This window comes from Psychrobacter sp. GTC18467, from assembly GCF_055397455.1.
This window is the reverse complement of the sequence record NZ_AP038920.1, coordinates 766056-788490: the sequence shown is the minus strand read 5'-3', so window position 1 is coordinate 788490 and position 22435 is coordinate 766056. Positions and strand designations below refer to the sequence as shown.

Here is a 22435-nt window from a genome sequence, read left to right as displayed (position 1 = left end):
AGTCGCTGTAGTCACTTTTTAATAAAGTTTTTTTGATGACCCCTATAAAAAAGCTCAAAGCCATCGCGGTTTTGAGCTTTTTTTTGCTTAATTTGCTTAAAATAAGCCCTAATTGCTTAAAGTAAGCCTTAATTGCTTAATTGCTTAATTGCTTAATTGTCCGCGAACCTTGATTTTGGGTTGGGCGATTATTGCCATCATATAAGTTTGTCATAATGGCGATCTGATCCTTAGCTAAGGCAAGGGGCTGATTGGCAATAAACCACTGGACTTGTTCGGAGCATGGCGGCGTGGTCAATGAGCCATCATAATGGTAAAACGTAGCTTTTGCAGGAATAAGAGCATTTAAGTCAATACCGTTGACCGTAAAGTCCGTTTTATTTTTGGCACTGAGTTTTGAGCCGTTAAGAAGCTGCTGCGCCATAGGATTGCTGGCGCCTTGGTTGAGCATCACCCCGATGACGGCTAAGTTTCCTGAGCTATTGGCATGAACAAAGTGCATTTCAGCAGGGTAGGCGTGACCATTAAATTGATGCTCGCTTGGCGTATGGTAATGAAACTGCTTTAATTCAAATCGCTCATTATTGAGGGTGATGCTATTGTTTGGCGTGGTTGGGGTGTAAACAATGGTATGACCGTTGTCATGAATACGAATTTCGGCATTTTTACTATAATTCATTAAAGGCGCGGCATCAAGGCTGGCATGAGCTTGCTGAATGTTGATCGGTGACTGCGCTTCACCAAGTTTACAAGCGCCTGCTTCTTCAAGATCGCCCCAAAATTCAGGTCCCGTTTTGCCCTCATATGACCATTTAGGGGCTGACGCTGCTGCCTTAGCATGGTCTGGCAGGGTAGTGGTCGTTGCTTTTGGAAGCGTTTGCGAGTTTGAACACGCCGTTAAACTGACCAAACAAGCGCTGATAATTGCTGCACTTAAATAAAAACGAGCCATAATATGTCCTTTAAAATAAAAGATTAATCTAAAAATTCCAATAATCAGCCTAAAATGTTTCGAAATTTAGCAAACATTATTAAACTAGAAAGAGTTGTAACAGAATAATAAAGCATTAGCAAACTTTTACACAAAATAACCCTTAATTTATTGTGGTTTTTTTATTTTAACAACAAAATTGCACTAATGATCAAAATAAGTCTGAAACTATCCTGCCATTTTAGCGACAAAGCGACTGCCTCACGAACTTGTTAGCCGTTTCAATAGTCGCAAAAAAAAGCGCAAGCAAAGACACAATTTTCATGACTTTGCTTGCGCTTATTGTTGGCTAGAACTCGCCGTTTTAAAGCGGTTTAGTATTTAATAACGCTACGGATCGACTTACCTTCATGCATAAGATCAAAAGCTTTATTAATGTCCTCAAGTCCCATGGTATGGGTCACGAAAGGCGCCAAATCGATGTCGCCTTTCATCGCATCTTCGACCATATTAGGAAGCTGCGAGCGACCTTTAACCCCGCCAAACGCTGAGCCTTTCCAAGTGCGACCTGTGACCAACTGGAAGGGTCGAGTCGAAATCTCTTTACCAGCGCCCGCCACCCCAATGATAATGGACTGACCCCAACCGCGATGAGCCGCTTCTAATGCTGAGCGCATCACATCCACATTGCCAATACATTCAAAGGTATGGTCAACGCCCCAACCGGTCATTTCAATCAATACCTCTTGAATAGGTTTGTCGAAGTCTTTTGGGTTGAGGCACTCGGTTGCGCCAAATTGACGGGCTAACTCAAATTTTGCCGGATTGGTATCAATGGCAATAATGCGACCGGCTTTTGCTTGCCGCGCGCCTTGAATGACCGCAAGACCGATACCGCCAAGACCGAAAACGGCAACAGAATCACCTTCTTGAACCTTTGCGGTATTGTGCACCGCGCCAATTCCGGTGGTAACGCCACAGCCTAGTAGGCAGACGTGTTCAGGGTTGGCTTCAGGATTGATTTTTGCGACGGAAACCTCAGCCACGACGGTATATTCACTAAACGTTGAGCAGCCCATGTAATGATAAAGCGGCTGACCGTTATAGGAAAAACGGGTGGTACCATCAGGCATCACGCCTTTGCCTTGAGTTTCCCGAACGGCAACGCAAAGGTTGGTTTTACCGGACTTACAAAATAAGCACTCGCCGCATTCGGCAGTATAAAGCGGAATCACATGATCGCCAGGCTTAAGACTGGTAACCCCTTCGCCAACTTCCACGACAACCCCTGCGCCTTCATGACCAAGCACCACAGGAAATAAGCCCTCTGGGTCTTCCCCTGATAACGTAAAGGCATCGGTATGGCAAACGCCGGTGTCGGTAATTTTAATTAAAACCTCGCCCTTGCGCGGTGGCTCAACGTCAATCTCAACAATTTGTAGGGGTTTGTTTGGCTCAAAAGCCACGGCTGCACGTGATTTCATGATGTCATTTCCTTATCATCGTTTTAATCTTTATCAAAAAACATAGCATGACTAGCTACTAGCGAAGATATGATCTTACAATGGCGATGGTTTCGTCAATTGACTTACGTTGTGAATCCGTTCTTGAGCCGTTGTCGGGAAACTCTTCTTTTAAATAACTTTCAAGAATGACTGCCATCAGCCCATTGACGCCGCCGCGAACGGCCGCCAATTGCTGCAAAATGACCCCGCATTCGGTACCTTCCTCAATCGCCTGCTCAAGCGCGGTTAGCTGACCTTTGATACGCCTGACCCGAGTAATGGCTTGTTTTTTTTCACGATCATTGTATGGCATCGGTCTTTAACCTTCTTTGATTTGGATTCAGCAACAGACTACAATCAATTATCGCTTGAGCAATCATACCATACCCCCCTATAGTATGAAAGTTCTTAAGCTAAGTCATGGTGCAAGATTGGCTGAAGCAAAATTTAAACGTTATTAATCATCGTATCAGGAGATAAAATCGCTGCCAGCTCCTCATCGCTTAGTAACTTTTCTTGTCTCACCAATTCAGCAACCCCTAAGCCGTTGAGCAAAGCATGACCTGCAATACGACTGGCATTGTCATAACCGATATGCGGCACCAAAGCCGTCACAATGCCGATGCTGTTTTCGACGTGCTGAGCGCAGCGAGCTTCATTGGCTGTAATGCCTTGAATGCAAAGCTCATCGAGCATTCGAATGGACTTTTCTAGCATGCGAGCGTTATTTAATAGGTTATAGACAATCAACGGCTCCATAGCGTTAAGCTGTAACTGACCTGCTTCTGCTGCCATGGTCACGGTCATGTCCGTACCCATGATTTGAAATGCCGTTTGGTTCATGGCTTCAGGAATGACGGGGTTCACTTTACCAGGCATAATCGATGATCCCGGTTGCATGGCGGGAAGGTTAATTTCACCCAAGCCGGTGCGTGGACCGCTCGACAACAGTCGCAAATCATTGCTAAGCTTAGACAATTTTATGGCTAAGCGTTTAAGCGTTCCTGAAAAGGTCAAAAAAGCGCCCATATCAGAGCTTGCGGCTACTAAGTCTTGGGCAAGCCGCACGCGCAAGCCGCTGATATCTGCCAGTTCATTAATAGCTAATTGCGCATAACCCTTAGGCGCATTAATTCCTGTGCCAATAGCCGTTCCGCCTAAATTTACTTCACATAACTGTCGGCAGCTGTGATCAATACGAGCAGTCTCACCACCTAAGTCACTGGCAAAGGCATTAAATTCTTGACCTAAAGTCATCGGTACCGCATCTTGCATTTGGGTTCGACCCATTTTAAGAACGGTGCTGAATTCTTGACCTTTAGCCGCAAGGCTTTGTTGTAAGTTAGCTACGGCGTCTTTAAGCGGCTGAGCTGCAAATATAATGGCTAGTCGTGCCGCCGTTGGATAAACGTCATTGGTGGACTGCGAGCGGTTGACATCATTATTAGGGTGCAAGTGACTGTATTGACCGTACTTAAAGCCCATCTTTGCCAAGCCAAGGTTTGCAATCACTTCGTTGGCATTCATGTTGGTTGACGTACCAGCGCCGCCTTGAATCAAGTCAACAATAAATTGCTCATGATGCTCGCCACGAATAAGATCCTTACACGCCTCCGTAATGGCATTGACCTTTTCATTGCTCAGTAAGTCATGTTGATGATTGGCGCGAGCCGCCGCAAATTTGACCATGGCTAGCGCTTTAATCAACTCCGGAAAGTGACTGATGGGCACGCCTGTAATGTTAAAGTTTTGGTGAGCGCGCTGCGTTTGAATACCGTAAAGGGCAGTTGCAGGGACAGCTTGAGCGCCAAGTAAGTCTGTTTCAGTTCGAATCAGCGGCTGATCGTTAGTTTGTAGCATGGTAGTTTCCATAGTTTTAGGGATTCTTAATGTTAAGTTATTGAAAAAAGTATAATTTTCTTAGGTTTAAGCTATGAGCTTTGCTTTATCTCGTCATACTCACTGCCCAGTAGGTTATCGCTAAATACCGCGGATAATTCACGTTCGCTATCGGCATCGATATGATCATCGAACATCGTTTCTGCGCCAGCGTTCGGATCGTTATAAACCGCAACGTCCATCTCATTTTCCATTTTTGCCACGATAACCGTCACCGCGGCATCACCGCCGACGTTCACCGCAGTTCGAAGCATATCGAGAATACGGTCAACTCCCAAAATCAAACCAATACCTTCAATCGGCAGTCCCACTTGAGAAAATACCATAGAAAGCATAATCAGCCCCACCCCCGGAACGCCAGCCGTACCGATTGAGGCTAGCACTGACATCAAGATCACCGTCAGATAGCCGGCAATGCCCAAAGTTAAGTTGGTGATAGTTCATCATTGAGCTTCTATGAACTAGCCATTTTTTGATCACTCAGACAACAAATAATCCGTTGATTGTTGTTTTCTTGAATCGAAAAATGTAAGGCAAAGGCTCAAAGATAGTCAGATCAGTAAGGCTTTGAGCTAATAAGATCTAAGCATTAGCTTTGCGCTATTAAATAAAGTTTCATCATCGTAACTGAGAATAAGTAGCAAGAAAAACGTAAATAATCCGTTCTCAGCCCAAAAAAAATTTGGGCTAATTCATTAAGCTTGTCGTTAAGTTTGTCTCATAGCCGCATAAAGACGAGGAGGGACAGGAAAAGGGAGCTGTTTTAGAAATAAGACCAAAGATGAGCTAGGCATTAAAAGGTCTGCCTAGAGTTATGACTTAAAGTAAAGCCTATGATATTGCCTCAAAATAAATAATAAACAAATCACAATGATAATACCTGCTTTAACGCATTAATTTTGGGATGTTGGCGATCGACATAACGATAAGCAAGCACAATTTCTCGAACCAAATCCCGATTTCCTAAATGGTGAACTTGTACCGGTGCTGCCGTCCTAATCCAAAGCCCTGCATAGGGGATTAGGGCGACTCCTAATCCTGACTCGACCATCCTGACAATAGCATCAAGGTCATTGATCGCCATGATGGTATTGACTTTGATATTTTGCTGTTTTAGGAAGCTACTTAATTTTGTACTGGCGGAGGACTTTAAGGTGTAATGAATAAAAGGATGCTGTTCCAAAGTTTGTCTTAGATTGTGAAATTCCCATTTTTTGGGGCTGATCAGCACATAAGGCTCAATCATAATGGATTCGATGACGATAGACTTAGGTAACGCAAAAGCCGGCTGCACCGTGATGGCAGCGTCTATACTGCCTTCTTCTAGCTGCTTGAAAAACTCGGTTGACCGACCGGGAATAACTTCTGTGTGCATGAGCGGCGCTAAGGTTTTAATCGCTTTTAAGGCTTCAGGTAAAATACCCACTTGCACTGAATTGATAGCACCAATTTTAAGCTGACCATAATAGCTTGCAATATCCGTATTTGAAGGCAATTGCATCGTCGCATAAAGCGCTAAAATTTCTTTGGCGATAGGCAGCACTCGTCTGCCTTGCTGATTAAGCGTGATGGCTCGAGCGGAGCGGGTAAATAAGGGTAATCCTAAGGCATCCTCTAAGGTCTTTATTTGAGCGCTAACCGCAGATTGCGTCAGATTGATTTGCCTAGCAGCAGCAGCAAAACTGTCCAATTCGCAAACGGCGACAAAGGTTTTAAGTTCTCTAATCATTGATTTCACCACGATGGTCTAAGCAAGATAGCTCGCGCCAATTAGTTTATTTTATGCTGTCACGCCTTTGAAGGTATGCTAACTTACTAACGATGAAAATAGTTAGTAAGTTTTTAGTAATTTCACCTTCATTCTTTTTATTTTTTTACTCTTATCAGTCCCGTTTCTTCTATTATTTGCGACTTTGTTATTAAGAAAACTCAGTTTGACGACTCATTTTAGTTATGAGTTTTCTTGTTTCTTAACTTTAATCTCTGCATAATATACGGAGAATAACTCTCTAATTTACGCAGATTTTGGTCTTATTATGAAGCATGTCACTTATATTCATGAGCATCCGAACTGGACCGAGTGGCAGTGGTCAGATAAAAAACTGCTGCCGCTCGTCAGTCAAGTGCGATTGCTTCAAGGTCAGCTTCTTGGCAAATTGCTAACCCTTGGGTTTGAATTAAATGTTGAGGCTCAATTAGATGCTGTTACTCTCGAGGTGGTAAAAACATCTGAAATTGAAGGTGAGGTTTTAAAAGCCGATCAAGTACGATCGTCTGTTGCTCGTCATTTAGGAGTTGATGACCATGATTTGCCAGCCGCTTCTCGAGAGATTGATGCAGTGGTTGAGATGATGCTGGCTGCGACATTTTATTTTGATAAGCCGCTATTATTAGAAGATTTGTTCAGTTGGCATCGAGCGCTATTTCCAGAAGGTTATAGTGGGCTTTATAAAGTTAAAGTTGGTCAGCTTCGAGATGACAGTCAAGGCGCTATGCAGGTGGTTTCAGGAGGCTACGGTCGAGAGCGCGTCCATTTTGTTGCACCTCATGCAGATAGGCTTGTTGATGAGTTAGATCGTTTTCTACAGTGGTTTAATACGCCGCCAAGTAAGCAAGATGATTTGGACTTGGTTATCAAAGCGGGTATCGCGCATTTATGGTTTGTGACGCTGCATCCTTTTGATGATGGTAATGGACGGCTAACTCGGGCAATTACGGAGCGGATGCTGGCCAAAAGTGATGGTAGCGCTCAGCGATTTTATAGTTTGTCCGCACAAATTTTAACACGCACCCGTGATGGGTGCGAACTATGTTAAAAGCCTGATGACGGGGCGTGATAAGGTTTCAATCCACGCACCCGTGATGGGTGCGAATGATTATGCGCGGTCAAAACAATGATTTTGTGAGTTTCAATCCACGCACCCGTGATGGGTGCGAACTTGCTACACTAAAACTTTGAGGGGTTGGATATGTTTCAATCCACGCACCCGTGATGGGTGCGAAAAAGAGTCTTTATGCCCCGCATTATCTAATCTCGTTTCAATCCACGCACCCGTGATGGGTGCGAATTATCATAGTGATGGGTGGGACTAATGACGTTAGTTTCAATCCACGCACCCGTGATGGGTGCGAAGCCGCTCCGCATATCAACAAAAGGTGTGTCGACTGTTTCAATCCACGCACCCGTGATGGGTGCGAACACTGCCATCAATCGTAATCTTTCCGGTTAAATGTTTCAATCCACGCACCCGTGATGGGTGCGAAAAGTCCGGATGTGCCAATGCTGTCATCATCTCGGTTTCAATTCACGCACCCGTGATGGGTGCGAATATAAAATAAGCAGCACAGAGGTAACACATGGCAAGTTTCAATCCACGCACCCGTGATGGGTGCGAACCACGTACCATTGCCACCTTTATCGTCACAGCGGTTTCAATCCACGCACCCGTGATGGGTGCGAATGTATGAAGTAGACGGCGACCCGTTACCGGACAATGTTTCAATCCACGCACCCGTGATGGGTGCGAAAAAAAACATACTCACCGCAAAAAGTATTACCGATGTTTCAATCCACGCACCCGTGATGGGTGCGAATCGCCTTTGGCGTGTTCCACTAATTCCAAGCAGTTTCAATCCACGCACCCGTGATGGGTGCGAATGCAGACAGTTGACTGCCAGTAAAGGTGTTTTTGTTTCAATCCACGCACCCGTGATGGGTGCGAAGCAGCAGCATGGTGAATGCAGACCAGTACAATGTTTCAATCCACGCACCCGTGATGGGTGCGAAGATAATTGCTGACAACACGCCATTATCACAACTTGTTTCAATCCACGCACCCGTGATGGGTGCGAATGACGTGTCTTTTCGTCCGTAGCTATTGGCTTGGTTTCAATCCACGCACCCGTGATGGGTGCGAATTGCAGCAGTTGCGGCATCTTTTGCAGCTTGAGTTTCAATCCACGCACCCGTGATGGGTGCGAAACATGATACATTTAATCACAGGCGTACCAGGCGCGTTTCAATCCACGCACCCGTGATGGGTGCGAATGACCAGTTTCATTTTTTGCTTTTGCTAATGCGTTGTTTCAATCCACGCACCCGTGATGGGTGCGAATAGACATTCGCGGCATCTTTCCAAGACACGGCATGTTTCAATCCACGCACCCGTGATGGGTGCGAACCAAACCTGATAACTTTTGGTGTCCTGACTACGGTTTCAATCCACGCACCCGTGATGGGTGCGAAGGCTCAATCAAAGCAATAGCGCTTAATTCGTCAGGTTTCAATCCACGCACCCGTGATGGGTGCGAATGAGCGCACCTCTTTGATCAGCACCTGATAATCTGTTTCAATCCACGCACCCGTGATGGGTGCGAAGATTGCTAATCGTTATTTGTTTGGTTATAGTCAGGTTTCAATCCACGCACCCGTGATGGGTGCGAAAAACAAGTCACAGCAGCGAAACGCCTTAATTCAAGTTTCAATCCACGCACCCGTGATGGGTGCGAATGCAAGTCTTTGTGTTGGCGATAGGTCCACACAGTTTCAATCCACGCACCCGTGATGGGTGCGAATGTTGCCACTTGCCGCGTCTGCTCTTAATTGCGGTTTCAATCCACGCACCCGTGATGGGTGCGAATTAAAAATTACGCCTTGGGCAGTTTATAAATGGTTTCAATCCACGCACCCGTGATGGGTGCGAAACGGTCACTGGCACCGCAAGCTCGGTATGACCTAAGTTTCAATCCACGCACCCGTGATGGGTGCGAAAATTAATCAATTTATTACGCCAAGATTACGCCATGTTTCAATCCACGCACCCGTGATGGGTGCGAACTGGCAAAAATTAACTGCAAACGCTGATTATACGGTTTCAATCCACGCACCCGTGATGGGTGCGAATGAGGAGCTGATGAATGCTGAAGGTGCTGCCAAGTTTCAATCCACGCACCCGTGATGGGTGCGAAAATCACTTAATAGCTTGGTTCACAAGCTGCTACGTGTTTCAATCCACGCACCCGTGATGGGTGCGAACGGCTATATGATCCGCATTCGCGGCAAGTTTCCTGTTTCAATCCACGCACCCGTGATGGGTGCGAATGAGTGTGATGATGGATTTAGGCACAAAAGAATAGTTTCAATCCACGCACCCGTGATGGGTGCGAAAATAGCGTTCAGCACACCCAAAATATCGGCGCTAAGTTTCAATCCACGCACCCGTGATGGGTGCGAATCATTACCGCACTGTCGTTTGCGAAAACCTCTTTTGTTTCAATCCACGCACCCGTGATGGGTGCGAAGCAAGCGCTCGCAAGTGATGAACGATAAACAAAGTTTCAATCCACGCACCCGTGATGGGTGCGAAATTTGCATTGAGCCGAGAATTGCCAACGCGATTGTTTCAATCCACGCACCCGTGATGGGTGCGAATAAATTTTAACCACAAAAAAGCCCTGACCGACTAGTTTCAATCCACGCACCCGTGATGGGTGCGAACATGTAATTTATTAACTGGTTGAATTAAGGCGTGTTTCAATCCACGCACCCGTGATGGGTGCGAACCGACCGGACAAGCGTCCTCACATGGGGGATTTGTTTCAATCCACGCACCCGTGATGGGTGCGAACGTTGAGGGCGATCCGTGTTTTGACGAGTATGTGTTTCAATCCACGCACCCGTGATGGGTGCGAATCAATGGTTGGCGCCATGCTGCTACCTTGGGCGTGTTTCAATCCACGCACCCGTGATGGGTGCGAACCGCAGCCAAGCGCGGGCAATATTATCTGACTTGGTTTCAATCCACGCACCCGTGATGGGTGCGAATAAAGTCATTTATAAGCAGGGGCTCTGGCAAAGGTTTCAATCCACGCACCCGTGATGGGTGCGAATGAATAAAAATGAATTATCAGCCGTTTTTGGATATGTTTCAATCCACGCACCCGTGATGGGTGCGAAAGTGATAACGGTTACGAGATACACCCGTATCATGTTTCAATCCACGCACCCGTGATGGGTGCGAAGTTTCCACCCTTACAATAAACACCAGCACTACGTTTCAATCCACGCACCCGTGATGGGTGCGAAGAGAGTTACGTTAAAGGCAATACGCTGTATATCCGTTTCAATCCACGCACCCGTGATGGGTGCGAAGAGGTCAGTACAGCGAACGAGTGTGTGAGCTGGGTTTCAATCCACGCACCCGTGATGGGTGCGAAGCTGTGACTTGCTGCTCGTTTGAGAGAACAAGGGTTTCAATCCACGCACCCGTGATGGGTGCGAATTGGCTTTTTTGCGGCTTTGATAGCGCAAGTGTTGTTTCAATCCACGCACCCGTGATGGGTGCGAAGGCGTCCGTAGTATTTAATGTCGGTGTTCCAGTGTTTCAATCCACGCACCCGTGATGGGTGCGAAGATGGCGAAGCTTATAACGCCGATGATTTTTGGGTTTCAATCCACGCACCCGTGATGGGTGCGAAGGTCTTGCAGGGCGTTCCAAGATTGCAGGCAAGTTTCAATCCACGCACCCGTGATGGGTGCGAATACGCCGCCAAATTGCGACCACAACTGACGGCTGTTTCAATCCACGCACCCGTGATGGGTGCGAAACCATCGCATAGCGCACATATCACCGTTGCGCTGTTTCAATCCACGCACCCGTGATGGGTGCGAAAAGGTCTAAAAGTGTTGGTATTGGCGCCGAACTCGTTTCAATCCACGCACCCGTGATGGGTGCGAATGTCTAATGCGATCTCGCTTTGCGCATCATTTAAGTTTCAATCCACGCACCCGTGATGGGTGCGAAGACTACGACTTGCAGCTTGATTGCTTGTCAAACAGTGTTTCAATCCACGCACCCGTGATGGGTGCGAACGCAAATCGGTCAGCTAAAAACGGTCGTTTGGTTTCAATCCACGCACCCGTGATGGGTGCGAACGGTAACTGGTTCGACCTGACGCCAAAGGCTTGCCGTTTCAATCCACGCACCCGTGATGGGTGCGAATCAAAAAGAACGGTTCATTCGATATGGTCAGGGGTTTCAATCCACGCACCCGTGATGGGTGCGAAAAACATCGTGTCTAAAGTTTATGACTTTTCAAGCGTTTCAATCCACGCACCCGTGATGGGTGCGAAATCACAGTGTAAGCAGCAAGCGTCGCAGGGTCAGTTTCAATCCACGCACCCGTGATGGGTGCGAAAGCCCCTAACTTAAGTCGCTAATAAGGTTAAGAATAAACCTTGGATTTTGCGAACGTTTAAGTTGTAGGCGATTTTGGCAAGATCAGCGCTTACCAAAATTTTATTTTTATACAATAATAGTAGTAAAATCAATATGTTAAATAATAATGCGAATCTTCTAGCGATTTTATGTACGCTATAGGTTCGCAGCGACCTTATTACAGTCAGATTATCTATCAACATCAGCTTTATCAAAACAATAAAACATCGTTTAAGTCTAACACAGGTTTTGCGCCAATATGTTCAACTTTGTGCTGCCAGTTTTTACCTAAGTAATAATAGCGCAAGCTATCCGTATCGTGATTGATGATGCTTTCAAGCTTCGCCTTTAGCATTGTCCATTGGGCTGGACTGACTTCAATTTCAAATACAGAATATTGTACCCGTTGACCATAATTTAAACATTGTTTTGCAATGTGCCGAAGCCGTTTAGCACTATTGCCATCTGCTGTGCTGACATCATAAGTGACCAACATCATCATAACGACATTCCTTATTGTTTATTTCCACAAAAATGGGATATAAGCATCAATATCACCACGAATATGCCGCGCCATAATGGTTGCTTGCAAATGCGGTAAAAGACCAAAGGGTACTGTTTCCTCAAACCATTCATGATAAATAGGCTGCTGTTTTCGCTCATGCCAAGCTTTAAAAAAAGTCTGCCTTGCATCGTCTTTTAAAGCAACAGCGCCGCTGGCTTCTTGTTTAAAATCTGACTTATTTAGCTGCCTTTTATTCACAAGCGACAGTACAAAGCGGTCAATAATAGGTCGAAACTCTTCAACCAAATCTAATGCTAATGATGGTCGTCCAGGTCGTAATTGATGAAAGACACCACAAGCCGGATCAAGCCCAACTGTTTCAAGCGCACTTCGGCAGTCGTGAGTCATCAAGGTATACGTAAAAGATAGTAGAGCGTTCATAGCGTCTGTGGGTGGGTTTCGGGTGCGTTTTTTAAAGTCAAAATCAGTGTTGCGAATAAAATAGGGAAAAACACTAAAATAAAGGCTTGCCATCTCACCTTCACGGCCAAGTAGATCCGCTAAGTTTTGAGTTGCAAGAATTTTATGAAGCCCGAGCTCTAACCGCTTTTGAGTGGTTTCTAGCTGATTTACAATATTTTCATCCAATTGTGATTTGTAGTCACGCAAATAGCGCCGAACTACCTGACGTTGATTATGTACTTTTCCTAAAATGATACTATGGCAAATAGGCTGAAACCGTTCAGGATTGTCACTGATTCGGTATTGTTCGCGGCGAAGCAGCACATTTCCGCTAACCGCGCCTTCAATACGGGCTTGAAATTTACCGTATTTATTAAGGTGGGTGATAGTAATGGCATTGTCGGTACAATGCGCCATTAAAGCAGGAGATACTGAGACTTGACCAAAGCAAACAATCGCATCTAATTTATGGATTGGCACGCGACCTTTTACTTCGTAATCAATATTCATGACCACATTTTCGCCTTGCTTATTCAGCCATGCGCCTTGAGTCTGAACAAATAAGGTATTTTTCAAAGGTCGCATGATCAGTTCTACCTTCTATAAATAAGGATAATATTTTAATTCAAATAACTTTTAATCAGTCTTCAAGACTCTCTAAGCTGGTTACTATTTTTTTAGTTAACCACGTTTTAGCATTTTTATTAAAAATTTTGGGATGGCAGATATCTTTAAGCGAGCAATTTCGGCATTTGCTGGTGCTATAAGTTGGTTTAGGAGTCATTCTAGTATCAATAATACGACGGCACTCACTGATAGCATCTATTGTAAGCTGCCGAAGTTCTTCATCAAAATCAACGGCATGGCGACGACGCGTTTTGCCATAAAATAGCGCTCCTTTGGGAACATGGCAATGATGCATATCTTCAAGGCATAATGCCTGAGCGCATAGCTGCACCTCGTCAGCGCGATGCGACTTAGGCTTGCCACGCTTATATTCAATAGGAAAAGGCGTCTGCTGACCGTTATCATCCGTGTGATACTCAACCACATCAGCGACGCCCTCTAATCCTAGCGCTTCATGACCCAACCGTAACGTGCGCACGGTCTTTATACTACCGCGTGTGTCATGACCACCAGAGTTAACTTTTTCATGCATGACCTGACCCTCTGCAGTAAACACATTTTCTTCCCACGCGCATTCAAGCTCAATAAGCGCAAACTGGCGCGGGCAGAATAAATAGTGCTGTAAGCGTGATAGGTAGAGGGGTTGCATGGCTTTTGGCTCTGATTCATTATTAGGTTTAAGCAAACTTCATTTCTGATGTTTGCTTAAGTACCAAATACTAAAAATTAAACTAAAACCCTTCAATAATTTCAGGCTCTAATCCTTCTAATGCTGACTTTAATGCGTCTTCATCAAATGCGCCTGTAGTATCAAGCAACTCTTTTAAACTGCGATGAACCTTAGCAGAAGAATATTGACCTGATTTACTGCTATGCTCCCACCAAACTACTTTTTTGACTTGCATACTGCCTTCAGGGCGAGCCGATGACGCATCGCCTTCAAACAGCTTTGGTAAGATCTCTTTTATCTTTTGGGCATCGGTATCACTAAAACCCGTACGTTCTGCCAATTGTGGCGTAATCGCCCCATAAGTCACATAGACACCTTCGTCAACGCGGTGCTTCATACCCATACGGTCTGCACTCATTATTGCACCCTCTTTCTTAGGGGTTTCACTGTTAACACTTTTAGTAATTTGGGTGCTAGTAATGTCAACAGGTTGCAAACTAAATGCCGATTGAATAGTAACAGGACCTCGGATAGGAATAGATACACCATCAGCACCAGTCGTTTTACCAAAAGCAAATACCTGACCAAAGGCACGAACATCAAACCATTGATTACAGGCTTGTTTTATTGCTTCATCACGATGCGTTTTTTTCGCATTTAGAACGTCTTTTCCTAAGATGCCTTCTGCTCTGTCTTTTAAGCTTTTATAGTCATCGGTTTTCTTCTCATCCGACTGTACAAAGATATTCTCGTCAGACTCTTGCAAACGATCACGTATTTTACGTTTTAAGCAAACATCGGTAATCTCGCCGTTACCTGCAAAGTCAGTGCGCGGACGATTACCGTTTAGCGGGTCGCCGTTCGGATTGGCATTGTTTACCCCAATGATTAGGGCGAAGTCAATTTTTTTACTGATCGAGTTTTGAGTAGAAGCGGTCATGATTTATCCTTTTATTAAGTTTTAAAAATAGTTACTCAAAATTTTAAGTTAAGCAGTTTCATCCGTATTTTCTGACTGCTTCTTATCTTCAAAAGCCTTTTTTGCCTGCTGTTTGTCCAGCTTTATTTGCATTTTTTGACTGTGATAACCAAGCAAAAACTCACCTGACAAAGCGGAATCATCCTTATAGTCGTCAACTTCAAATTGATACATGATTTGATCAATCAAGTTTTCCATTTTTGTCAAATAACCTTCACGATTTGACCTTAAGCGTTTTTCATATGGTACTAAAGCAAGCTTAATATTACGCCATGTTGTAAATGGACGGTTGGCAAATTGTTGCATATATCGCTGAGCAGTCGTGCTACGTTTCTCATCTGCTATACGCAATGCTAAGTTTTCAATATCTTCCGCCACTGCCAATAGACGACCATATAAGTAATCTCGGCTGTCATAGTCTGTTTGTAATGCCACGGTATAGCTCCTTTTTTTATGGTCTGATTGACGCAAATGATATCCACGATATAAAGCACAGGCGACACCTAATGCTTGCTCCCATTCTCCGTCCCAGTTTTTTAATGCCAATGGATTACAGGCACGTTTAATACATAAATCTACGAGGTGCCACGGGAATCGTCTTACCTCTCCCTCTACGATACAAGGCAATACTTGCGAGACCACTTGTTTTTTAAGCGCATCTGATACCCGAGAGCCATAAGCCATTTCTGCTATCAGCCTCGGTGTTGGTGCTTTTATGGTCAGTTTATGCTCATGGGTTTCGACATCTTTATAAGTGGCATACCACGAAAACTGCTGATACCAACACGCTAGGGCATCGATATAATCATCAGGCAGCGTTTCATGATAGTAAGTGACCGCCATTCGCCCAGGAGTAGCAGCTTCTAAAGTAATAATTGAGATTTGGTCATGAGCATCGAGCTGTTGACGATAACCTTGCATGGTGTTGTTAAGGTGCTTAGCAAAGGTCTGACCTAGGTTATTACTATGGGTCAGCTTAGAGCGTGCCTCTTCTTTTGCTGTCGTTTCCCCTTTTTCGTTCTGTTCTGGCTCATCGTCTGTTTCATCGTTTATATCATCAAAGTTTTCATCTTCAGTCATTGTGAAAAGATGGGTTTCCTCTTCTTGTAAGTTGATTGACTCAAGGTTCTCTTCAACATCGAAAGGGTCAGTTTCATTGATTTCTTGAGTCGGCTGTGGCGGTTTGTCACCTGAGACTGCCCAAGCAACGACCGCTTGACCGGCTTCTTCGCGTCCTTGACGAGTCAATAGCCATGACAGGGCAGCATGGGCTTTTTCAGTGACGACTGCACTGATATTTGCGCCTTGTAAGCCATGCGCTTTAATGGACTTTTCATCATCGGTAAAGCGCCCTAAGAAGGTAAAACTCGATAAGTCATTGGCAGATATCAGCTTGGCATTGGTGGCGCTACGCAGGATGCGGTTGGGATGTTTGCTTGCCAGCGGACTGTCTTTGCCGGTGATATAACAAAAGCCATCGGTGCTATCAAGGGTGGCGTAAAACTGCTGCCATGACTCAAACAAGCTCGCATCTCGCCACGTTTCAGACTGACCATGCTCAGCTTGTTTTCCCAATTCTGTGGCAGTGACTCGCCAAGCAATAAACGCTGCACCTTGGTCAAATGCTCCTTTGAGATTTTTATTGAGAGACGATAAAATACTATCTGGATAGTCGCCGGCTTGTTCAGGATAGGCAAGTTTGTTTTTATCATCCGGATCAGCAATCAAGACATTCGCGGCTAATAGATCTTTGACTAGCGTTCCTTTTTGCACATAACTCAGTACCGCTTGCGCTTTTGGATGAGCAGAACTAGAGATGCACCAAGCAGCTAATTCTTGCTCATAAAGAGGATAGTAATCGTCTTTATCACTATTACTGTAGCCATGAAAGTCTTTTGCTACATATTGCAGCTTATCGGATAGTGGATGAGCAACTGGTTTAGAAGTACGATTGGCAGAAGCATTGGTGGCCGGAATAACCAAGTAGCTTGATTTAACTCTACCATTGCCGTCTCGGCATACCTCAGCATTAACGAAATTACCTTTATCGTTGATAGTAACGATAATTTGCACGTTTTGATTGACATGATAATAGGGCATCAAACTGCTTTCTTGAGCTTGAATCTCTTCGTTTTGACTGGCCAGCTCATAGGTCTGATACAGTCGTTGCAACCAGCTCATAGCAACTCCTCCGTACGGGTAACAGACTCAATATTCTCATCGAGGGTAAAGGTTTTGGCGCTCATGTCACGTACAAAGCGATTGGGCATACCGTTACGGCTATCGGCTTGCAAATCATCAGTTGGCTTAGGAAACTCTATAACACCAAAACGCATGACGGCGTGCCAAAAGCGACTGTGTAACTCATCTATGCCCGTTTCATCGGGATAGGCAAAACTATGAAACATTAGCCCGTAGCCTAGCTCGTCAATATCATCATAAAAACCTTTACCATTACCAAACTCACAAGGTTCAACATAGCCCTGACACTCTCTTGTGCCTAGAAATATATCTTGGCGACCACCTTTATCAACCATGCGTTTGGCAATGCTATAGTGTTTACCATCGATGCGGTCAGCTTCTAGCTCTGGACGATGCATATTCCATTCAAAATGCGCCTGAACTTGATAAGCCACGTCATGAAGATAAGTGTAATACGCTAGATCATTGCCATCTTTGTGGTATCTACTCGGTTTCATGCCTTTGGTTTGTGTACGGATAGGATTGATCACGCGCACCTTATCAATGTACCAAATAATACTAGGTTTCCAGTAAATGCTTTTACAGACGCCTTTTAATGCTTCATAGGTTGGCAAATGATAGCTGGTCTTCTCACCACCAATCCGCGTAATGGGGTCAGTGAATAGAGCGCTTCGCCCTGTGAGGAGAAACTCGATAGAGTTTTTTGGTTTTATATTTTGCGACATTTGATATCCTTTTATCTTCTAAGACAATTTTAATTAATTCGACTATATAACCTTTACCTCGTTTCAAAACCCTTCTATAAAATCAAGCTTGCCATCTCCCACTAGATTCAAGCCCATATGCTCATCGTAGAACGTCTCCGACAGAGTAAAAATACCGGTATCTCTAACCTGCTCTATAGCGTGCTCTTGCTGCAATTTATCAAACATATAAGGAAAAACGTTCACACTATATTGCTGGGCTTCTCGTACCAGTTTATAAAAGTCTTTATCATTGACCTGTGTACCATACAGCTTGGTAATCAACTCACGACCTTCATCGCCATACGGTACAATAACAGCTTTGGTCGGGGCATCAATAGCCTTAAAGGCACGTCCTGCATCCATGAATGATTGCCATAACTTTGGGAACTGACCATTTTTAAGTCTACTGGCGTTATCATTATCGACGGCAGGATTTAGACTATTATTGCTTGTCCAACCAAATATAGTATCACTACCAAAATACTTGCCATCAGTCTGCTTGATGGGATAAGCCATTTGCTGCTTAGCAAAATCTGTTGTATAAAACACTTTAAAAAAATCAGTCATAATATCGGGGTCAAGCAGATGTTTATCTCGATTTTCAGGTCGAGATAAAAGCGGTAAAATGTGATTTTCCATCTGCTCTTTACCCAGTTTGATGGTAGGCAGTTTACTGAGACTTTCCTTATCTGGCTTGACAATAAAGACTTGCCCTTTAGTGGGATTGCCATTTTCATCCTTCATTTCACCATGACGATTACAACGTCCTGATGCTTGCGCGATGCTATCTAGCCCAGCTAAGAAGCGAATCACGGATCCAAAAGAGACGTCAACACCCGCTTCAATGAGCTGGGTTGAGATCACCAAAGTTGGCAAACCTTGTTTTAGGCGTGCTCTAATTTGCGCAAGTAAGTCTTTACGATGACGTGCACATTGTCCCGTGCTCAAATGATATAGCTCATCTTCAGATAGGGCTTCTGATAAGGTTTGATAGAGCTGACTTGCCCAAATTTTGGTATTTACAATGACTAAGGTGCTGGCAAATTCTGCAAAATTCTCACTAATATAACCTGCCATACTGTCTAAATCTTTTGACTGTTCAGTATGATCATGAATCTCTACCCTTTTTAGGGTATCGAATAGTTCTGCCAATTGATCGCGATTACCGATAATCTCTACCGCTGGGTTGAGGCTGCCGTTATGTGCGATGGGCAAATTATTCAAAACAGGCTGAGTTGCGGTACATAGCACCGCTGTTGAGTTGGCATAACGGGTCAAAAAGTTAATAGCGTTACAAAATAAATAGTAGCAATTGATAGGCAGGGTTTGAATTTCATCAAAGATAAGTGCCGCGCGGCTTAGTTGATGCAGACGTCTGACGCCTTTAGTACCGCCACCAAAACAGCTTTCTAAAAACTGTACCATCGTGGTAAATACAATCGGCGCATTCCAGTTGTCCATAATGAGCTTGCTTTGCCATGTCTGTAAATCAGGCTCTAAATTAGAATGCTGCTCTAACACCCAGTCGCCAACATAACTGCCATCAGCTTGCTTTTCTTCCAGAATATCCCGCACTTCTTGAGCGTTTTGCTCAATAATACTGGTAAAGGGAATGATATAGATGATGCGGTCAAGATGATGGCGCTTAGCGTGTTGGACAGCAAAGCGCAGACTGGCAAGCGTCTTCCCGCCGCCTGTAGGGACAGTTAAAGTATAAATACCTTGCGCGTTTTGCCCTGTCTCATAGCACGTACGAGCAATAAGGTTACGTTGATAGTTGATGGGATTAGGAGGACTATGCTTGGCTTTATCGGCAAAACTGTCATACAGCGCCTCGACTTTATCTATGGTGGTTTGCCAATTGGGACGAGAGTATTGTAAAAGGTGAGCTTGGCTTGGATATTCAAAAGCAATGCTGTTACTGCGGTCAGCATCTATAAGACAGCTAAATAGCATTCGTGCGTAAAAGCCGACATAAAAGTCTTTTTGTTTAGCAGTTGATGACTTATCAATCAATATATTGGCAATAACATTAATAAACTCTTTAAGCGTTTCGCTTTTAAAATTTTTATTTAAATGCGTAAATAAAAGGTTGCTTGTAGCATTAGTTAACGATTCTTGATAATGGGACTTGTCTTCTTCTTTTTGCTTACGGTAATGAAGATAGCGATGTCCTTCTTTATCAACGACGTTTACCATCCCGCTGTGATGTGATGCCACACAAATGAACAAAATATCGGCGAGCAGTTGCCCTTGACCTATTTTAATTTTTTCCTGTGTACTTTGCTTGATTCGGCTTGTTGATAAACTTTCAAATTGTTGATACAAATAAATTGCACCAGCAGTAGAATGATCGACTGAGCCCCGTTTGGGTTTGCCTTTAAGCAGTATCTCCGCTTCTTCGTCTTCATCTAGGTCTAAATTTTTATAATTATCATAGGTAATGCTGTCTCTGATATAGGTCTGAAATGCTTGACTGTATTTACCTAAATCATGCACCAAACCGATTAGCTCACCGGTTAACGGCAAGCCAATTTTAGTCGCCAAGGTTTTAGCTATTTCTGCTGTACCTATTAGATGGTCATAGAGCAATTGCTCGCTACCATCACTTTTTCGCACATGAGCAATAAAGTTATTATCAGGCACGTTTATATAATGGCTCATTTCACTAATATTACTCATATATATTATCTAATCCGAACAACTGTTCTTTTATATAGACTCTACCTTAGTTTATTTTTTTGAGCAACATAAAATTATAGAATAACGACAACAGATGACGCATAAAAAAACCTCAGATAACGTTTCGCTATCTGAGGTTGACAATATTTTGTAGTCTAAGCTAATTTGCCATTAGATAATTTAGCTCACATTCAAGCTGATTGCGCATCTCATTTATAAGATAATCCGGCTGTTTATCGAGCTGCCTTTGTACCCAAATCCGCACTGCTCTATGATTATCAAAGCAAACATCTACCTCTAAAAATCTAGCAAGACCAGTACCGCCTTGGATTCCTAAATCTTTGATTAGCTGATTGCCAATCAGATTGGCATCAGCCGTGATATAACCGCTACGTTTGTGGGCACAGAGCAGCTTGTCATAATCAATGATCTTCATGACTATTCTCCACATCTGCAGCTTTTTTAGCCATTTGAATACGGTTAACTAACGCCTCAAATGCGCTGCCATCACGGCGGGTCATGTTTGGCACATAGCGGCTATAAGTATTAAATAGCATTTTAGTGGTAGAGATGCCCCATCTGACTTGCAATCCACTCAGGACTCTCACCGGCAGCTAGCCAAAGCGTTGCTGCAGTATGGCGCGTCTGATAAGCGTTTCGCGTTTTAAGTCCTAAAAGTCGCAGCGTTGGATGCCAAACTTGCTTATTCACATTGTTGTAATCCAGAGGCGCTCCCGTATGAGCGCAAAACACATAATCTGAGCGCTTATAAGTAACCTTTTTTTGATCTTGTAGTGCCTCAAATACCCAAGGCGACATGGCAATTGCACGGTAAGACTCTTGCGTTTTTGGCGGTACAATCTTGCCTTTGACTAACGCCTGCTTAATTACAATCTCGCGGCGGTTAAAATCGACATTATCCCAAGTAAGACCATCGATTTCACTGGTTCGCATTCCGGTAAAAAACCGAACTAAATAATAATTACGGTAATCTTGGCGAACGCCATCAATAAAACGCCAAACTTCTTCAAGAGTAAAGGGCTGAATGTCTGCTTTTGGTTGCTTAAGCGATTTGATATCCTCATAAGGATTTTCAAATTTGTAGCGTTTTGCGCCCTCTTTTAGTATCATACCTAAAGGTACCATTATCGAATTGATGCGTGCCGCTGACAGATGTTTCTTGGTCTTACCGTACGTTACTTTGGCGAGCGATGAACGGAAGGCTAAGACATCTGTTTTTTTAATGGTATCGAGCGGCTTATTGGCAAAATGTGGCAGTAGATACATCGTTAAAATGTCATTGATTTTGCCTTTATAAGTATCGCGCCATTCAATTTCTTTTTCAGAAAACCAAAGCTTCGAAAACTCTTTAAACGCCGGCATATCAGTTTCAATACAGGCTCTACGATCTCGTAGTGCAATCATCTCTTTTGCTTTATCACTTTTAGGAAAATAATGAGCATAATCAAATATTCCTAAAGTAATCTCCGCCTCCATTTTTTCAAGCACTTTTTCAAGCTTCTTACGATTGGCGGGAGTATCGACGAGATTGGTCGTTTCGCGGTAACGAACGCCCATGTATCGAAAGTCGACCACCAGTTTTTTATAGCGGCTTCTAATGCGACCTTGAATACCAGTGCACATGTCTTTTTTAATCTCCTCCCAAGAGACTAAAAAATAATATTTCTAATTACGAATTTAGATGTTTTGATCAGTTTTACGATGTCTTGAGTAGAGGTCAAAAGCTTGAATAAGTTTTTAGTGTAAAAACATGATTAGGCGCAACTTGGGCACAATGTGGGCACAGTGGTTTTTCAACCCTAATCAGTTAGTAGTAGAATTTTTAGAATCAGCTTCCGCTAATTGTCTAAAACGCCAATAATATCAACGCAATAAAAAACCCCCAGTCGTTAAACTGGGGGTTTGAATTTGGTAGGCGTAACTAGATTCGAACTAGCGACCTCCACCATGTCAAGGTGGCGCTCTAACCAACTGAGCTATACGCCTATT

The 22435-nt window shown here is 44.0% G+C and carries 15 protein-coding genes, 1 tRNA gene, 1 pseudogene and 1 CRISPR repeat array; of the genes and pseudogenes, 1 reads left to right on the top strand and 16 read right to left on the bottom strand.

Going from position 1 to position 22435, the window contains the following annotated elements; genetic code table 11:
• Positions 1 to 136: 136 nt before the first annotated feature.
• From ACZ5XY_RS03325 to ACZ5XY_RS03300, 6 genes are all read right to left on the bottom strand, one after another.
• Positions 137 to 952 (bottom strand): carbonic anhydrase, encoded by an 816-nt coding sequence (locus ACZ5XY_RS03325; protein ID WP_464742942.1) that lies wholly within the window; start codon positions 950 to 952, stop codon positions 137 to 139.
• A 353-nt stretch (positions 953 to 1305) separates the two neighbouring features.
• On the bottom strand, positions 1306 to 2415 hold the full coding sequence (locus ACZ5XY_RS03320) for an S-(hydroxymethyl)glutathione dehydrogenase/class III alcohol dehydrogenase (protein ID WP_464742940.1): 1110 nt from the start codon (positions 2413 to 2415) through the stop codon (positions 1306 to 1308).
• Between the two features lie 58 nt (positions 2416 to 2473).
• Positions 2474 to 2749, bottom strand: a complete 276-nt coding sequence (gene frmR, locus ACZ5XY_RS03315) for a formaldehyde-responsive transcriptional repressor FrmR (RefSeq protein WP_464742938.1) — start codon at positions 2747 to 2749, stop codon at positions 2474 to 2476.
• A 134-nt stretch (positions 2750 to 2883) separates the two neighbouring features.
• Entirely contained in the window at positions 2884 to 4296 is a 1413-nt protein-coding gene (locus ACZ5XY_RS03310; protein WP_464742937.1) for an aspartate ammonia-lyase, read from the bottom strand.
• 71 nt (positions 4297 to 4367) lie between these two features.
• A complete protein-coding gene (locus ACZ5XY_RS03305; protein WP_464742936.1) occupies positions 4368 to 4724 on the bottom strand; it encodes a dicarboxylate/amino acid:cation symporter in 357 nt (118 codons plus the stop codon).
• Positions 4725 to 5200: 476 nt separating this feature from the next.
• Positions 5201 to 6064: a LysR substrate-binding domain-containing protein gene (locus tag ACZ5XY_RS03300; RefSeq protein ID WP_464742935.1), complete on the bottom strand. Its 864-nt coding sequence runs from the start codon at positions 6062 to 6064 to the stop codon at positions 5201 to 5203.
• A gap of 307 nt (positions 6065 to 6371) precedes the next feature.
• On the opposite strand from ACZ5XY_RS03300, the gene ACZ5XY_RS03295 reads away from it, so the two are divergent.
• Positions 6372 to 7151 carry a Fic family protein gene (locus ACZ5XY_RS03295; protein ID WP_464742934.1) on the top strand — a complete coding sequence of 260 codons (780 nt, stop codon included), beginning with the start codon at positions 6372 to 6374 and terminating at the stop codon, positions 7149 to 7151.
• A 25-nt stretch (positions 7152 to 7176) separates the two neighbouring features.
• A CRISPR array of direct repeats spans positions 7177 to 11532; the repeat unit is 32 nt; unit sequence GTTTCAATCCACGCACCCGTGATGGGTGCGAA.
• A gap of 231 nt (positions 11533 to 11763) precedes the next feature.
• Here the strand turns inward: ACZ5XY_RS03295 and cas2 are convergent.
• From cas2 to ACZ5XY_RS03245, 10 genes and pseudogenes are all read right to left on the bottom strand, one after another.
• Positions 11764 to 12054, bottom strand: coding sequence for a CRISPR-associated endonuclease Cas2 (gene cas2 / locus ACZ5XY_RS03290; RefSeq protein ID WP_464742933.1), 291 nt, complete (start codon positions 12052 to 12054; stop codon positions 11764 to 11766).
• Positions 12055 to 12072: 18 nt separating this feature from the next.
• Positions 12073 to 13104 (bottom strand): type I-C CRISPR-associated endonuclease Cas1c, encoded by a 1032-nt coding sequence (cas1c, locus tag ACZ5XY_RS03285; protein WP_464742932.1) that lies wholly within the window; start codon positions 13102 to 13104, stop codon positions 12073 to 12075.
• Positions 13105 to 13159: 55 nt separating this feature from the next.
• Positions 13160 to 13795, bottom strand: coding sequence for a CRISPR-associated protein Cas4 (gene cas4, locus ACZ5XY_RS03280; RefSeq protein WP_464742931.1), 636 nt, complete (start codon positions 13793 to 13795; stop codon positions 13160 to 13162).
• A gap of 82 nt (positions 13796 to 13877) precedes the next feature.
• The gene (cas7c, locus tag ACZ5XY_RS03275) at positions 13878 to 14756 is read right to left on the bottom strand and encodes a type I-C CRISPR-associated protein Cas7/Csd2 (protein WP_464742930.1); all 879 of its coding nucleotides are present in this window, start codon (positions 14754 to 14756) and stop codon (positions 13878 to 13880) included.
• 48 nt (positions 14757 to 14804) lie between these two features.
• A complete protein-coding gene (cas8c, locus tag ACZ5XY_RS03270) occupies positions 14805 to 16976 on the bottom strand; it encodes a type I-C CRISPR-associated protein Cas8c/Csd1 (RefSeq protein ID WP_464742929.1) in 2172 nt (723 codons plus the stop codon).
• Entirely contained in the window at positions 16973 to 17722 is a 750-nt protein-coding gene (gene cas5c, locus ACZ5XY_RS03265; RefSeq protein WP_464742928.1) for a type I-C CRISPR-associated protein Cas5c, read from the bottom strand. The genes cas8c and cas5c overlap by 4 nt, the downstream gene beginning before the upstream one ends.
• Before the next feature lie 63 nt (positions 17723 to 17785).
• A complete protein-coding gene (gene cas3 / locus ACZ5XY_RS03260; protein WP_464742927.1) occupies positions 17786 to 20425 on the bottom strand; it encodes a CRISPR-associated helicase Cas3' in 2640 nt (879 codons plus the stop codon).
• A gap of 160 nt (positions 20426 to 20585) precedes the next feature.
• Positions 20586 to 20861: a hypothetical protein gene (locus ACZ5XY_RS03255; protein ID WP_464742926.1), complete on the bottom strand. Its 276-nt coding sequence runs from the start codon at positions 20859 to 20861 to the stop codon at positions 20586 to 20588.
• A pseudogene (locus ACZ5XY_RS03250) lies at positions 20848 to 22069 on the bottom strand (Arm DNA-binding domain-containing protein). The gene ACZ5XY_RS03255 and the pseudogene ACZ5XY_RS03250 overlap by 14 nt, the downstream one beginning before the upstream one ends.
• A 286-nt stretch (positions 22070 to 22355) precedes the next feature.
• Positions 22356 to 22432 (bottom strand) — tRNA-Val (locus ACZ5XY_RS03245).
• Between the last annotated feature and the right edge of the window lie 3 nt (positions 22433 to 22435).

Coding starts and splice junctions, on each gene's coding strand:
- ACZ5XY_RS03325 (WP_464742942.1), bottom strand. CDS start 952: ATGGCTCGTTTTTATTTAAGTGCAGCAATTATCAGCGCTTGTTTGGTC.
- ACZ5XY_RS03320 (WP_464742940.1), bottom strand. CDS start 2,415: ATGAAATCACGTGCAGCCGTGGCTTTTGAGCCAAACAAACCCCTACAA.
- frmR (WP_464742938.1), bottom strand. CDS start 2,749: ATGCCATACAATGATCGTGAAAAAAAACAAGCCATTACTCGGGTCAGG.
- ACZ5XY_RS03310 (WP_464742937.1), bottom strand. CDS start 4,296: ATGCTACAAACTAACGATCAGCCGCTGATTCGAACTGAAACAGACTTA.
- ACZ5XY_RS03305 (WP_464742936.1), bottom strand. CDS start 4,724: ATGTCAGTGCTAGCCTCAATCGGTACGGCTGGCGTTCCGGGGGTGGGG.
- ACZ5XY_RS03300 (WP_464742935.1), bottom strand. CDS start 6,064: ATGATTAGAGAACTTAAAACCTTTGTCGCCGTTTGCGAATTGGACAGT.
- ACZ5XY_RS03295 (WP_464742934.1), top strand. CDS start 6,372: ATGAAGCATGTCACTTATATTCATGAGCATCCGAACTGGACCGAGTGG.
- cas2 (WP_464742933.1), bottom strand. CDS start 12,054: ATGATGATGTTGGTCACTTATGATGTCAGCACAGCAGATGGCAATAGT.
- cas1c (WP_464742932.1), bottom strand. CDS start 13,104: ATGCGACCTTTGAAAAATACCTTATTTGTTCAGACTCAAGGCGCATGG.
- cas4 (WP_464742931.1), bottom strand. CDS start 13,795: ATGCAACCCCTCTACCTATCACGCTTACAGCACTATTTATTCTGCCCG.
- cas7c (WP_464742930.1), bottom strand. CDS start 14,756: ATGACCGCTTCTACTCAAAACTCGATCAGTAAAAAAATTGACTTCGCC.
- cas8c (WP_464742929.1), bottom strand. CDS start 16,976: ATGAGCTGGTTGCAACGACTGTATCAGACCTATGAGCTGGCCAGTCAA.
- cas5c (WP_464742928.1), bottom strand. CDS start 17,722: ATGTCGCAAAATATAAAACCAAAAAACTCTATCGAGTTTCTCCTCACA.
- cas3 (WP_464742927.1), bottom strand. CDS start 20,425: ATGAGTAATATTAGTGAAATGAGCCATTATATAAACGTGCCTGATAAT.
- ACZ5XY_RS03255 (WP_464742926.1), bottom strand. CDS start 20,861: ATGAAGATCATTGATTATGACAAGCTGCTCTGTGCCCACAAACGTAGC.